General features: G+C 47.4%; 11 protein-coding genes and 1 pseudogene. 2 read left to right on the top strand and 10 right to left on the bottom strand.

Translation table 11 applies throughout. The annotated features are described in order from the left end of the window. Window positions 1-355: 355 nt before the first annotated feature. The 5 genes and pseudogenes from gatB to QNH15_RS02285 all read right to left on the bottom strand — a co-directional run bounded on the left by gatB (window position 356) and on the right by QNH15_RS02285 (window position 4,456). On the bottom strand, window positions 356-1,789 hold the full coding sequence (gatB, locus tag QNH15_RS02305) for an Asp-tRNA(Asn)/Glu-tRNA(Gln) amidotransferase subunit GatB (RefSeq protein ID WP_283892251.1): 1,434 nt from the start codon (window positions 1,787-1,789) through the stop codon (window positions 356-358). Between the two features lie 11 nt (window positions 1,790-1,800). Continuing rightward, the gene (gene gatA / locus QNH15_RS02300) at window positions 1,801-3,258 is read right to left on the bottom strand and encodes an Asp-tRNA(Asn)/Glu-tRNA(Gln) amidotransferase subunit GatA (protein WP_283892249.1); all 1,458 of its coding nucleotides are present in this window, start codon (window positions 3,256-3,258) and stop codon (window positions 1,801-1,803) included. 15 nt (window positions 3,259-3,273) lie between these two features. After that, entirely contained in the window at window positions 3,274-3,561 is a 288-nt protein-coding gene (gene gatC, locus QNH15_RS02295) for an Asp-tRNA(Asn)/Glu-tRNA(Gln) amidotransferase subunit GatC (RefSeq protein ID WP_061974955.1), read from the bottom strand. Window positions 3,562-3,692: 131 nt separating this feature from the next. Further along, entirely contained in the window at window positions 3,693-4,046 is a 354-nt protein-coding gene (locus QNH15_RS02290) for a DUF3905 domain-containing protein (protein ID WP_283892248.1), read from the bottom strand. 108 nt (window positions 4,047-4,154) lie between these two features. Further along, a pseudogene (locus QNH15_RS02285) lies at window positions 4,155-4,456 on the bottom strand (DUF2935 domain-containing protein). 289 nt (window positions 4,457-4,745) lie between these two features. Here QNH15_RS02285 and QNH15_RS02280 point away from each other — a divergent pair. Then, on the top strand, window positions 4,746-5,144 hold the full coding sequence (locus QNH15_RS02280; RefSeq protein ID WP_283892246.1) for a DoxX family protein: 399 nt from the start codon (window positions 4,746-4,748) through the stop codon (window positions 5,142-5,144). Between the two features lie 49 nt (window positions 5,145-5,193). On the opposite strand, the gene bla is transcribed toward QNH15_RS02280, so the two are convergent. Continuing rightward, window positions 5,194-5,994 carry a subclass B1 metallo-beta-lactamase gene (gene bla, locus QNH15_RS02275; protein WP_283892244.1) on the bottom strand — a complete coding sequence of 267 codons (801 nt, stop codon included), beginning with the start codon at window positions 5,992-5,994 and terminating at the stop codon, window positions 5,194-5,196. A gap of 138 nt (window positions 5,995-6,132) precedes the next feature. Between bla and QNH15_RS02270 the strand changes: the two genes are divergently transcribed. Continuing rightward, window positions 6,133-6,828, top strand: a complete 696-nt coding sequence (locus QNH15_RS02270) for an FHA domain-containing protein (protein ID WP_283892242.1) — start codon at window positions 6,133-6,135, stop codon at window positions 6,826-6,828. A gap of 239 nt (window positions 6,829-7,067) precedes the next feature. Here the strand turns inward: QNH15_RS02270 and pruA are convergent, their stop codons facing one another. From pruA to pcrA, 4 genes are all read right to left on the bottom strand, one after another. Beyond that, window positions 7,068-8,615, bottom strand: coding sequence for an L-glutamate gamma-semialdehyde dehydrogenase (gene pruA, locus QNH15_RS02265; RefSeq protein ID WP_061974964.1), 1,548 nt, complete (start codon window positions 8,613-8,615; stop codon window positions 7,068-7,070). Window positions 8,616-8,813: 198 nt separating this feature from the next. Further along, on the bottom strand, window positions 8,814-10,013 hold the full coding sequence (locus QNH15_RS02260; protein ID WP_283892240.1) for a CamS family sex pheromone protein: 1,200 nt from the start codon (window positions 10,011-10,013) through the stop codon (window positions 8,814-8,816). Window positions 10,014-10,057: 44 nt separating this feature from the next. Next, a complete protein-coding gene (gene ligA / locus QNH15_RS02255) occupies window positions 10,058-12,067 on the bottom strand; it encodes an NAD-dependent DNA ligase LigA (RefSeq protein WP_283892238.1) in 2,010 nt (669 codons plus the stop codon). 34 nt (window positions 12,068-12,101) lie between these two features. Next, window positions 12,102-14,342, bottom strand: a complete 2,241-nt coding sequence (gene pcrA, locus QNH15_RS02250; RefSeq protein ID WP_283895400.1) for a DNA helicase PcrA — start codon at window positions 14,340-14,342, stop codon at window positions 12,102-12,104. Window positions 14,343-14,386: the final 44 nt, after the last annotated feature.

The raw sequence follows: 14,386 nt of genomic DNA, 5'->3' as shown, positions 1-14,386 counted from the left end.
TGTTACCTAAATCATACCATTTTTCCAGGGTCTTCCGGACAGACAATCGTACGCAAGTTTCGACGTTTTTTGTGCATGTAAAAAAGCCCTCTCACGCGTTGTGCGGAGAGAGTTTTAGTTGGTTTGTCGCTTTTTTCTAAAGAAGTTGGAGAAAATTAATAAAATGATTCCCGTGGGGAAGAAGGCTGAATTCTCGGTTATGCTCAATTCCGGCGGTTTTTCGCCCAATTAATTTAAATAATGCTCAATTAACACGACATTTCGCCCAATTAACCTCGATTCCCACCCAATTTCACCTTACCAGCCCCCTCAACGCCACAAAAAAGCTGCCGGAACACGTCCGGCAGCCCACTAATTAACGATTTTTCAATTCTTCAGCGATCAATTTGTTAACCAATGGAGGATTTGCCTTCCCTTTGGTCTCTTTCATGACCTGGCCAACGAGGAATCCGATGGCTTTGTCTTTTCCGTTCTTAAAGTCCTCGATGGACTGCGGGTTGCGGTCAAGAACAGCCACTACAAACTCGCGGATTGCGCCTTCGTCCGAAATCTGGACAAGGCCCTTCTCTTTAACGATCGTTTGCGGATCGCCGCCGTTTTCGATCATTTCCTTGAAGACTTTCTTGGCGATCTTGGAAGAGATTGTACCATCTTCAATAAGCTTGATCATTTTTGCCAGGTTATCTGGTGTTAATGGCGTTTCATCGATTTCTCTGGAGGCATTGTTCAAGTAGGCGCTCACTTCGCCCATGAGCCAGTTGGAAAGCATTTTCGGATCAGCTTTCTCCTCAACACCACGCTCAAAGAAATCAGCCATCTTGATGGATGCTGTCAGCACGCCTGCATCATAAGCCGGAAGTCCAAACTCAGAAACATAGCGTTCCTTACGCGCATCCGGAAGCTCTGGAATCTCGGCGCGCACACGCTCAATCCACTCTTCCGACACACTGAGCTGCACAAGGTCCGGATCCGGGAAGTAGCGGTAATCGTCGGAACCCTCTTTAACACGCATCAAAATGGTCTTATTCGTTTTCTCATCAAAACGGCGGGTTTCCTGAAGAATTTCACCACCGTTCAGAATTTCCTCTTCCTGGCGCTCTTCCTCATACTCCAGTCCTTTTTGCACAAAAGCAAACGAGTTCAGGTTCTTCAGCTCGGTTTTCGTACCAAATTCCTTCTGGCCGACAGGACGGATGGAGATATTGGCGTCACAGCGCAAGGATCCCTCTTCCATCTTACAGTCAGAAACCCCGGTGTATTGAATGATGGCTTTCAATTTTTCCAAATAGGCATACGCTTCTTCCGGTGTGCGGATGTCCGGCTCGGAAACGATCTCCATAAGCGGTGTGCCCTGACGGTTCAAGTCTACAAGAGAAGACCCGTCTGCCGCATGAGTCAATTTCCCTGCATCCTCTTCCAGATGAAGGCGCGTGATGCCAATTTTTTTCTTTTCGCCGTTTACTTCGATTTCGATCCAGCCGTGCTCACCGATCGGCTTGTCCAGCTGGGAAATCTGGTAAGCTTTCGGGTTGTCGGGGTAAAAGTAGTTTTTACGGTCGAAATATTGTTCGCGGTTGATTTCACAGTTCAACGCCATCGCCGCACGCATGGAAAATTCCACGGCCTGTTTGTTCAATACCGGCAGAACCCCGGGATGTCCAAGACATATCGGGCATGTATGGCTGTTGGGCGGTGCTCCAAAGTCGGTGGAGCAGCCGCAGAATATTTTAGAATTGGTTTTCAGTTCAACGTGGACTTCTAATCCAATGATCGTTTCAAAATTGCTCATCCCTGCACCTCCTACAATTGCGGTTTCGCTTTATGGTGTTCCGTTGCCTGTTCATAGACCGAAGCGACACGGTAAATCGTGCGTTCGTCAAAGTGTTTTCCGATGATCTGTAATCCGACCGGCAGACCGTTCGAGAAGCCGCACGGAACGGAAATGGCTGGCACACCCGCAAGGTTTACAGGAATGGTTAAAATATCGTTGGCATACATCGTTAACGGATCATCCGTCTTTTCACCGATTTTAAACGCAGTCGTCGGTGTAGTCGGCCCGATGATCACATCAAAGTCATTAAACACTTGTTCAAAATCGTTCTTGATCAGCGTGCGGACTTTTTGGGCTTTTTTATAATACGCATCATAGTAGCCCGAGCTGAGCGCGAATGTTCCGAGCATGATACGGCGCTTCACTTCATCCCCAAAGCCTTCGCTTCTGGAGTTTTTATAAAGCTCAAGAAGATTTTCCGCATTGTCTGAGCGAACGCCATAACGAACGCCGTCAAAACGGGAAAGGTTGGCAGATGCTTCAGATGAAGACAACAGATAGTACGTTGCTAATGCATACTTGGAATGCGGAAGAGATACTTCCTCCCAAGTTGCACCCTGTGCTTCAAGCACCTTCAAGGCTTCAATCACTTTTTCTTTTACCTCAGGATTCACTCCTTCTGACAAATATTCCTTAGGCACCGCTATACGCAGTCCTTTGATGCCCCCTGTCAATGAAGATAGATAATCAGGAACGTCAACGTTCGCTGAAGTGGAATCCATCGGGTCATGGCCGGCAATCGCTTGTAAAAGATAAGCGTTATCTTCGACTGTGCGAGTAATCGGTCCGATCTGGTCAAGAGAAGACGCGAATGCGATCAAGCCAAAGCGGGAAACAAGACCGTACGTTGGCTTCAGACCAACCACACCACAGTACGCCGCAGGCTGGCGAATGGATCCGCCGGTATCAGAACCTAAAGAAAACAGCACTTCGCTCGCTGCTACAGATGCCGCTGAGCCACCGCTGGATCCTCCAGGAACATAATCTGTGTTCCAAGGGTTTTTAGTCACATGAAATCCTGAGTTTTCATTGGAAGAACCCATCGCAAACTCATCCATGTTCAGTTTTCCGATCGTGACCGCCCCTGCTTCATACAGACGGTTAGCGACCGTTGCGTCATAAATAGGGTTGAAGTTATCGAGGATCTTGCTTCCGCTTGTGGTACGGAGTCCTTTTGTGGAAATGTTATCTTTCAAAGCAATCGGAAGTCCTGCCAGTATCCGCTCTCCGGGATACCCTGCAAGCACATCGTCCAGCTCTTTCGCCATACGGCGTGCTTGTTCCTCGTTCAGGCTAAGGAATGCCTGGACTTTGCCTTCCACCTGTGAAATTCGGTCATACGATGCATCAACCAGGTCCGTCACATTGATTTCTTTCTTATGTAACAGGTCGTGCAGTTCTGAGACTTTCTTCTCTAATAATGACATGTGCTGCCTCCTACTCTAAAACGTCTTCGGTACTTTAAACTGTCCATCGCGCTCGTCAGGAGCATTCTTTAATGCTTCTTCACGTGGTACGGATTCTCTTGCCTGATCGTCGCGCAGCACATTTTTCAGCTCCAGCACGTGGGTTGTTGGTTCGATATTTTCTGTATCCAGTTCATTCAATTGCTCGGCAAAACCGATAATCGCATCCAGCTGTTCCGTGAACATGTCCACTTCCTCTTCACTCAGTGAAAGGCGAGCCAGATTCGCCACGTGTTTTACCTCATCTTTTGAAATTTGAGACAAGCTTGCCACCTCCATAACAGTACGTTTCACAATATATAGATGATACCAAACATCAAGGCCCATGAGCAACAAAGCGGGGTTTTTTTTACGTTAAAGCAAAAAAGACCGACAAATCTGCCGGTCTTCTGCTCTTAATCCTTCCTGTAGCTCGTATCTTTAGTGGGATGCGTAAAAGGAACCCCCTTGGGCTTGATCTTCTTTTCGATTAATTCCCGGTTTTCTTCAGTGTTCCAGCCAATGTCATTTGTGGGATGCACCCACTGTTCTCCAGTCATAATGCTTGGGTCAGAGTCCTCGCTCCAATTATTGAGCGGCGAGTTTTCCGAGTTGTACAGGCTGTCTCCGATCACCACGCCATAATCGTTTACAAAAGGAACCTCCATTTTCATACCAGAGCCTTTAAAAGAGGGAGAGTTGGCTTGATGGGGCAGGGTTTCATCGAGAATGGGGGAATCCAGCTTCTCTTCTTTCTTCTTATCCGGCATTTGCACGTCCTCCAATCGCAAAAAACGTTTACTCCTAATTTCTCCATATCATCATTTTTTATGTTGCTTTACTTCCGTAAAAAAACCCTCCACCGATGCATGGAGGGTCTACCGTTGTTCATTCACTTTCAGCCGATTTTCCAATATATGAATCATATATAAGAAGTGGTCCGCTTCCCTAACCACATGATCGGCTAAAAGAGGGTTTATCACATTTCGAATCTGACAGGTTCTGATAAGATCCAAACCAGCTTGCTTAAAGGCGTTGGCTGCTTTTTGTAGAGCATGGATTCCACATCTCTTGCCTGGTTCAAAAGGGTCTCAAAATCATCTCCGAACTTTAATGCGGTCTTTACCAAATTCCTTTCCGATTGGTCCAGCAGTGATGCAATAAACCGGGAATGTTCCATCATGATTTTCAGCCAAAACACATTTTCATTGATAATCGCATCCTGAATCGGATCCAGAATTCCGGCAACTCCTCCCTTAACTTGGTTTTCCACTTTTCAATGTATTAAGGAGTGTTGTTTTATATTCCAGTGAGCGTCAACTACAATTAAAAAATCAATGTCTTGGAATAGGGTACAAACCATCTGAATAAAATGTTTTAAAAGATACTTTACAAAAGTAAGAGTTCATTATATAATACTAACATAAAGTAAGTAATTAACTAATTTTATACAAGGAGTGTTGGTCATTATGTTAGATTTAGGTCTTCTTATTATTCGTATTGTTGTAGGTCTGTTGTTCGTCGGCCACGGTGCTCAAAAGTTGTTTGGGTGGTTCGGGGGCCACGGTTTGAAAGGAACTGCCGGCTGGCTCGAGTCCATTGGCGTTAAACCCGGCTACACTATGGCTGTGTTCGCAGCAATAGCAGAGTTCGGCGGCGGCCTGTTGTTCGCAGCAGGACTTGTGACATGGCTTGGAGCTGCAGCGATTATTGTCACCATGCTGTTCGCCATTGTGAAAGTTCATGGTGCTAACGGCTTATGGTCTACTGCAGGAGGTTATGAGTATAACCTCGTCTTGATCGCCGTCGCACTTGGTGTAGCCTTCACAGGTGCAGGCGCTTACTCTCTTGATGCGCTTTGGTTCTAATCCAATACAGAAGAAAACAGGCAGGAACGCTTAGGTTCCTGCCTGTTTTTTATTGATTTTCCTTGAGCAGATCAATCGTGTGATAGAGAAGCGATTTCCCTCCCACATCTCCGTGCCCCGGTACAACGGTTCTTGCTTTTGGGTAGCGGTCAATGACGCGCTGCACAGAGGCCGGCCAGGCCTGAACATCTCCGTCAGCGGTGTTCCCGAGATTTTCCGCCTTCTGTTCTTTGATGAGACAGCCTCCGACAAGAAGCTTGTACTGAGGAAAATAAACGGTAATGTTATCCTCGGTGTGCCCCTTTCCAGGATAGAATGCTTCCACTTTCACATTGCCAAGCTTCAACTCCGTCAGCACCGGATCAAGCAGCCGGTCCGGCCCTTCATATCCATTTTGCATACCGAGTGTCGCTGTCATCTCCGTGGTATATACACGGATTCCTCTTTCCTTCAGCGTTTTGATCCCTCCCATCCGGTCAGAATGCCAATGGGTGATGATTGCATTCTTTATCGGTTTTTCAAAATGCTGATCAATGACATCCAGCAGTTCACCGGTCTTCGGATCATCCCATGAGGAATCGACAAGCAAAAGTCCTTTTGATGTTTCCACAAGAAGGCCGTTGGACGGGACCGCCACTCCGTTAAACTCTCCGATGGTTGTATGGACCCATACATGGGGCTTGATCTGGGTGAGGGTCACTGTCCCGCTTTCATTTGTGATTGTTTTTTGATGATGGCTGATTTCTGTTTTTGGAACTTGAGCGTGAGCTCCGGTTACGAACGGTGCAGCGAGCAGTCCCGCTGTCATCATTCCGCATACCAATGCTTTTCCAATTTTCCTTTTATTCATGACCATCCTACCTTTCATTCCTTGAATTTTCCTGCTATGGTATTGATGGTATTCTTTCTCACTCTTCTCATCAATGGAACAAGACTGACAATTCACTAATAAGTATCAGAAAATTCAAATAAATGAGGGTGAAGGAAAATGGACGTTTTGGAAAAGCGCCATTTATTGATTGAACGCGGCCAACCGTATGAAAGTGAATTTATTTATTTAAAGCGCAAATTATCCATCGGACGATTCGGAGCGAGTCCTGCCCCAGGGATTGCTTTTCATATTCCGCTCGTTTCCAGACAGCATTGTATCATCGACTGTGACTGCTCTGCGCCCCAATTGATGGACCTTGGAAGCAAGCATGGGACGTGTCTGAACGGCATTTCGCTCGTTCCAAATAAAAACTATTCGTTGAATCACGGGGATCAGATCACGCTTGTTAATGGCATGATTTCCATGAAGTATTTGGTGACCAACTCGTTTGAGACGCTCGATTATGATCCCGTAAAGCCGGTCAGCCGCCCTTCTTCCAACTTTATTGAGGTGTATGAGGTGCTGCAAAAGGTGCGTTGGAGGGAAACTGACATTCATTTCTCCCATAAGGAGTTTCAGTGCTTTCAGCTCCTTTATGCTTCTCTTGGACAGTTCGTATCAAAAGAAGAAATGAAACGGCACGTCTGGAATGAGCGCGCATGGATCGACGGCCGTGTGCCTGATGTAGGATCGGATGAACTGAATTCCCTGATTTACCGGGTACGGAAAAAGCTGTCCCCTTGGCTGCAAATTGAATCAGTTCTTCGTAAAGGCTTTGTGATGTCGGCTCCTGACGCTGATAATAATCTGTAAAGAAAGCCGCCGAGTTCCCGGACGGCTCTCTGACATGGTGCAAGGTGAGGTGATCGGAGTTTACTCACCGTTTTTACTGTGTTTACTCCCGCAAACAATCCGTTTACTCACGGTTCCGGGGACTTTACTCACGAAAATTGGGATGTTACTCACCATTTTTAAACAGTTACTCACCAAACACATCATTTTCTCAACAAAAAATCCCCCTTCGGCTAAAGCCAAAAGGGGGATTTTCTGTTTTATAGCAACTCTGAAGTTGTTTTTGCCTGCATGTGAAGAAGAAGGTAGTCAGGACCGCCCGCTTTAGAGTCGGTACCGGACATGTTGAATCCGCCAAACGGCTGGTATCCAACGATCGCTCCTGTACATCCGCGGTTGAAGTAAAGGTTTCCAACATGGAATTCTTCCTTCGCACGCTCGATGTGCTCACGGTTATTCGTAACAAGTGCACCTGTTAAGCCGTACTCTGTGTTGTTTGCGATTTCCATCATGTGGTCGAAGTCGCGTGCCTTGCAGAACGCCACAACCGGCCCGAAGATTTCTTCCTGCATTAAGCGTGCTTTTTCATCCACATCTGCCACAATCGTCGGCTGGATGAAGAAGCCTTTGGAGTCGTCGCCTTCTCCGCCTGTCACAACTTTTCCTTCTGTTCTTCCGATTTCGATGTAGCTCATGATTTTGTCAAAAGCAGCCTGGTCGATTACAGGGCCCATGTAGTTTCCGAAGTCTTCAGGATTTCCTACGCGAAGGGACTTGGTAAGGGCAACCGCCTTTTCAAGCACTTCATCGTATACGTCCTGATGCACTACCGCACGGGATCCGGCAGAACATTTTTGTCCGGAGAAACCAAACGCCGAGAATACAATTGCAGATGCCGCCATGTCTGTATCTACGTTGTTATCGATAACCATGGTGTCTTTTCCGCCCATTTCAGCGATTACACGCTTCAGCCAGATTTGACCAGGTTGTACTTTTGCTGCGCGCTCATAAATGCGGCAGCCCACTTCACGGGAACCTGTGAAAGATACAAAACGAGTTTTCGGATGGTCAACAAGATAGTCTCCCACTTCAGCTCCGCTTCCAGGGATGAAGTTCAGGACACCCTCAGGAAGTCCGGCTTGCTCCATAACCTCTGCAAATTTCGCTGCCACAACCGGTGTGTTGTTTGCCGGCTTAAGAAGAACAGTGTTTCCTCCCACAATCGCAGCCACTGTTGTACCTGCCATGATTGCAAGCGGGAAGTTGAATGGAGAGATAACAATTCCCACACCCAATGGGATGTAGTTGAACTGGTTGATCTCGCCTTCACGGCTTTTGACCGGTACGCCGTTTTTCAAAAGTTCCATTTGGCGCGCATAGAATTCAAGGAAGTCAATCGCTTCTGCCGTATCTGCATCTGCTTCCTTCCATGGCTTTCCGCCTTCTTTTACGAGATATGCCGAGAATTCATGCTTGCGGCGGCGCAAGATGGCAGCCGCGCGGTAAAGAATGTTGGCACGTGATTCTGGAGACCACTTTTTCCATGTTTCAAAGGTGGAAACTGCGGTTTGCATGGCTTTTTCAGCCAAATCTTTATTTGCTTTAGAAACCGTACCAATTACTTCTGTTTTATTGGCCGGATTGATAGAAACAATTTTTTCATCAGTCGTGATGCGCTCTCCGCCAATGACAAGAGGATACTCTTTGCCTAGCTGGGAATTAACAAGATCTAAAGCTTCCTCAAAAGCTTTCTTGTTTTCTTTAACTGAAAAATCCGTAAATGGTTCGTGTTTGTATTCTCGAATCATTTTGTCCCCTCCTATGCCCTTAAGCGTTTTCATTATGCAACATGTCTATTCTACCCTAAACTCGTGCCACAGTTCAAACTATGGAAAATAGTCGGAATTATTTGAAATAAATAAAAAACCCTTTGTTTGCAAGGGTTTTCATAAGTATGCAAATAGAAGAAGACAGACCCTTGAAGGTTCAAAGGTCTGTCTCATTAATTATCTATAAATATGCACGTTTGGTTCGCCGCTGCCATCATCCCGGACAATCAAAGCTTCCGGTTCATTGACGGCCGATTGAATGTTAATCGTCACCGGTACGTTTGGAAGTTCCTTCATTACGGAAGACGTTACATACTGTGTAAAGGAAATAACTTCGGCTTTTCCTTGGAACTGCATCGGAATATCGATATCCAGCCGGTCGAGGCTGCCATCATGGTAATGGGCCTTACCAATGACACCCACGTAGTTCGGGAAGTAATCCTGAATTTTGGATTTGAAGTTATTAAACTTCTCCGCATCATCCCGTTTATTCGCTGTGGCTTCTTTCGATGGGAACAGATAGTATTTCTCATCGATCTTGTCCCAGCTGCCCAACTGGGTGCTGCCTGCTCCAGCCTCCGCTTTTGCAAAAAAGTGTCCCGGAGTAACCGATTCCTTCTCGGCTTCCTGATAAAGAGCGATCGTGATCGGCACATTCTTCAGAGAACTATTTTGGCGCAGGCGTTTCAGCACCTGCTGACCCATTTGTCTTGCTTCCTGGGCAACATCGCTTGCCTGAAGTTTTTTGGATCCATTGTAAATCAAGCCGGAGCTGTCTGTTGCTTTGTAGTAATAGGTAGAGTTAAATGACAGACCTACCACCAGGCCGCCCAGCTTTACTTTGTCGTTCCCGCTTTGCACCAGATAGTTTTGTTCTAGAACGTAAGATAAGTATTTCGGATGCTTATCTTCAGCATCCAGCACTTGCTTGTACGGCGCATCCTTTTTCACGCCAAGGGCCGGGTTCAGACCTTTTTGCGTCATGTCCGTCTTGCTGTTTTTTTCCACTTTTTCATCAGCACGCTTCAGCCAGTTATTAACGGTTGTAGAAGACAGATACTGCCCTTCCTGATAATAATACTTGTCTGTGCTGAAATCATCCTGTGCGATCCGCATAAGACCCAATTCAAATTCGTTGATGTCCAGACGGTTGTCCACGCCATACTTGATCAGGCCGCGGGCCCCGCCGGGTTCAAAGGGCACGATGCTTCGGTAGTATTTTTCCCCGGTCTTGATTTCCCCAGTAATGATTGCTTTTTCTTCGGTCTTTCCTTTTTTCTTCACAACTTCCTCTTCCTTTTGCAGCTTGTCTCTGTTCAGACAGCCGGTCAGGAGCAAAAGGGAGCTTAACAGGATCAGACTGATCCGTTTTATCATGGTAAAACACTCCTCCATATAACTTGATGGAACAGAGCTATTCTTTATTTTTCAAGCTCCTCAATAAATCGCTGTTCCGTCCAAACCTCCACACCTAGGGATTGCGCTTTATCCAGTTTGGAGCCCGCGTCTTCCCCCGCAATTAGCAGGTCGGTATTCTTAGAAACGCTGCCGGTGACTTTTCCGCCGAGCGCTTCGAGTCTTTCTTTCGCTTCGTTCCGGTTCAAGATGGAAAGTTTTCCGGTCAGAACGATCGTTTTTCCTGCAAAAACCGAATCCACATCTTCCGCACGGATGACCCTCGGTCCCTTATATTCCATATTAACGCCATATTCCTTCAGCTCGGAGATGAGCTCTGCAACTTCCGGTTTATTAAAATACGTTTCAATGGAATCGGCCATTTTCTCGCCGACCTCATCAATCGCGATCAGTTCTTCCTTCGTGGCCGCCATTAAACGGTCCATCGTTTCAAACACCTGGGCGACCGTTTTGGCTGCTTTTGCTCCGACATGTCGGACGCCAAGGCCGAACAACAGCTTCTCGAGCGAATTCTCTTTCGATTTTTCTATAGCTTCAAGGAGGTTGTCAACCGACTTTTCACCCATTCTCTCAAGGTTCAGCAGTTCTTCCTTATTCAATGTATACAGATCGGCTACATCCTGGATCAGATTTTCCCTGAAAAGCTGGGCAATCACTTTTTCACCAAGCCCATCGATGTTCATGGCATTTCTGGAAACAAAGTGGATCAGCCCTTCACGGATCTGAGCCGGGCACTGCGGATTCAGGCAGCGCAGCGCAACCTCTCCGTCCAGCCGTTCCAGTTCGCTTTCACATTCGGGACAATGGGTCGGCATGTGGAAGTCCTTTTCCTCCCCGGTACGGCGGTCAACGATCACATTGACGACCTCAGGGATGATGTCTCCCGCTTTCTTCACAACCACAAAATCGCCGATCTTAATGTCCTTCTCGCGGATCAAGTCTTCGTTATGCAATGAAGCCCGTTTGACGGTTGTACCAGCAACCGTTACCGGAGATAAAAGAGCGGTCGGTGTAACCACACCGGTCCGTCCGACATTAAGCTCAATGCCTTCCAGCTGGGTGACAACCTCTTCTGCCGGAAACTTGTAGGCGATGGCCCAACGGGGACTTTTCGCTGTAAAACCAAGCTCCTCCTGCTGATGGAGAGAGTCAACCTTAATAACGATGCCGTCAATTTCATAGTCAAGATTCGGCCGCCGTTCTCCCCAGCCTCTGACAAACTCAACGACTTCATCGATATTTTGGCAGTGGTGCCATTCCGGATTGGTTTTGAAGCCAAGGCTCTGCAAAAATTTCAGACTCTCACTGTGGGAATCAACCGAATGGCCTGAAAGCTGACCAATACCGTAAACGAAAATGGACAGATTCCTCTTGCCGGCTATGTTTGGATCCAGCTGACGGAGAGAGCCTGCTGCTGCATTCCGCGGATTGGCGAAAAGCTCCTGTCCCTCTTCCTGGCGAGATTCGTTCAGCTTTTGAAAGGAGCGCTTCGGCATGTAAGCTTCCCCGCGCACCTCAAGGGACACATCCTTGTCCTTGATGCGCAGAGGAATGGCCCGAATCGTTTTCAGGTTATTCGTGATATCTTCACCCGTCGTTCCATCGCCGCGGGTCGCGCCCAGCACAAAGCGCCCCTGTTCATACGTCAGGGACACAGCAAGGCCATCGATCTTCAGCTCGGCAACATAAGTAACATTGTCGCCGACGCCATTTCGCACCCTTCGGTCAAAGTCGCGTAAATCTTCTTCATTAAAGGCATTGGCAAGGCTGAGCATTGGCACCTTGTGCTGCACTTTTCTGAAATAGTCAAGAACCTGACCTCCCACCCGGACAGTCGGGGAATGCTCATCCCGAAGCTCCGGATGGTTGTTTTCAAGTTCAATCAGTTCCTTCAGCAGCCTGTCATACTCGGAATCGGGCACGGTTGGCTTGTCGAGGACGTAATATTCATAACTGTATGTTTCAAGGAGCTCACGTAATTCATTCACGCGTTGGCTGGCATGCTCTTCGTTCAAATCCTTCAACTCCTTCAATCTTTCACGTTAAACTCTAAACTTTTTCAATTGGTGCGAACTTGGCAAGCAGACGCTTAAGCCCCACCGGCTGAGGAAATGCGATATCCAGTTCAATAGAGTCGCCTTCGCCCTTCATGCTGACGACAACTCCGGTTCCCCATTTGCGGTGTTTTACCTTGTCGCTAACTTTCCAGTCTGCATTTTCACTGCCGGGTGATGTAAAGACCGGTGATATTTTCTTCACTCCCGGCTGCTGTCTCATGAAGGACGGTGCCGCATGGGAACGTGAAGGTCTGCCCCAGCTTGGAGATGCCTCTTTTTCCTTTTGCTCAGATTCCAAGAGTTCTTCCGGAATTTCACCGATAAAGCGGGAAACCGGGTTCATGTTCGTACGGCCGAAGAGCGTGCGCATCCGTGCGTTGGTCATAAACAGCTCCTCCTCGGCACGGGTAATTCCCACGTAAGCCAGACGGCGCTCTTCTTCCATTTCGCTTTCTTCAAACAGCGCCCGGCTGTGAGGGAAAACTCCTTCTTCCAGACCCATCAGGAACACGACCGGAAACTCCAGCCCTTTGGCAGAGTGAAGGGTCATAAGCACAACGGATTCCTTCGGTTTGTCGCCTTCATCCTCATCCAGACGGTCAATGTCCGCTACGAGGGCAAGATCCGTCAGGAAGGCCACAAGGCTTTTGTCGTCCTGATTCTTTTCAAAATCCTGGGTAACGGAAAGAAATTCGTCGATGTTCTCCAGGCGGCTCTCTGCTTCAAGCGATTTATCCGCCTTCAGCATGTCGCGGTAGCCAGTTTTATCGATAACTTCTTCCACAAGCTCGGTTACGGAAAGGAATTCCTGCATCCGGTTCCAGTTCGTAATCAGCTCGGAAAACTCACGCAATACATTGGTAAAGCGAGGTGACAGGCCGATCTGCTCCACTTCCTGAAGCGCCTGGTACATAGAAAGGTCGTTAACTGCACCATAATGCAAAATTTTATCAACGGTCGATGCACCAATTCCGCGTTTTGGAACATTGATGATCCGCATCATGCTGATGTCATCATCAGGATTTGCGATCAGCCGCAGGTACGCAAGGATATCCTTGATTTCTTTTCTGTCATAGAACTTGATGCCGCCGACGATATTATAAGGAATATTCGACTTGATCAAAATTTCCTCCATTACACGGGACTGTGCGTTCGTCCGATAGAGAATAGCGATGTCCGAGCATTTGCGCGGGCCGCCAGCTGTCATTTCACGGATTTTCCCAGCAATATAATGGCCTTCATCGTGCTCATTATCCCCCTGGTAGTATGTGATATTCCGGCCCCCGGTTTTATCGGTCCACAGATTCTTGGGTTTGCGGTTAAAGTTGTTTTCGATCACCTTGTTCGCCGCATCAAGAATGGTTTTCGTGGATCTGTAGTTTTGTTCAAGAAGAATGACCTTGGCGTCGTTATAATCCTTTTCAAAGGAAAGAATGTTGGCGATGTCCGCGCCACGCCAGCCGTAAATGGACTGGTCGGAGTCTCCGACCACACAAAGGTTGCGGAACCGGTCAGCCAGCATATTCACGAGCATATACTGCGCACGGTTCGTATCCTGATACTCATCCACATGAATGTATTGGAATTTGCGCTGATAGAATTGCAGCACTTCCGGCACACGCTTGAATAAATGAATCGTTGTCATAATTAAATCATCAAAATCGAGAGCAGAGTTCTTTTTCAAACGTTTTTCATATTCTTTGTATACCTCATGCACCACTGTGTCATACGGTCCGTTCATCGTTTTTGCAAAATCGCCGCTCGTCATCAATTCATTTTTCAATGATGAAATGGAGCCCAGAATGCTTCGAGGCTCAAACTTTTTCGGATCAATGTTCTTGTCTTTTAAAATATTTTTGATCACCGAAAGCTGATCGGTAGAATCAAGAATCGAGAAGTTCCGGCTGATGCCGATCCGGTCGATGTCACGGCGCAAGATCCGCACACACATGGAGTGGAACGTGGAAATCCAGATGTCCTCCGCGACCGGTCCGGTAATGGCCGCCACCCTGTCCTTCATCTCACGCGCTGCCTTGTTCGTAAACGTGATCGCAAGAATGTTCCACGGCGCCACTTCTTTATCCATCATTAAATACGCAATGCGGTGGGTCAGCACCCGCGTCTTTCCGCTTCCCGCTCCCGCCATAATCAATAGTGGTCCTTCTGTATGTTTTACAGCTGCCTTTTGTTCAGGATTAAGCCCTGTCAGCAACTGTTCTATCATTTGATGCATACTCATTTATACTTCACCTGCCCAAACATTTGTTCTTATTTCTA

Origin of the sequence: Fictibacillus enclensis, assembly GCF_030123385.1 — a bacterium.
GTDB classification, from domain to species: domain Bacteria; phylum Bacillota; class Bacilli; order Bacillales; family Fictibacillaceae; genus Fictibacillus_C; species Fictibacillus_C enclensis.
The sequence above is the reverse complement of the archived record's forward strand: the minus strand, read 5'-3'. Positions and strand labels throughout refer to the sequence as shown.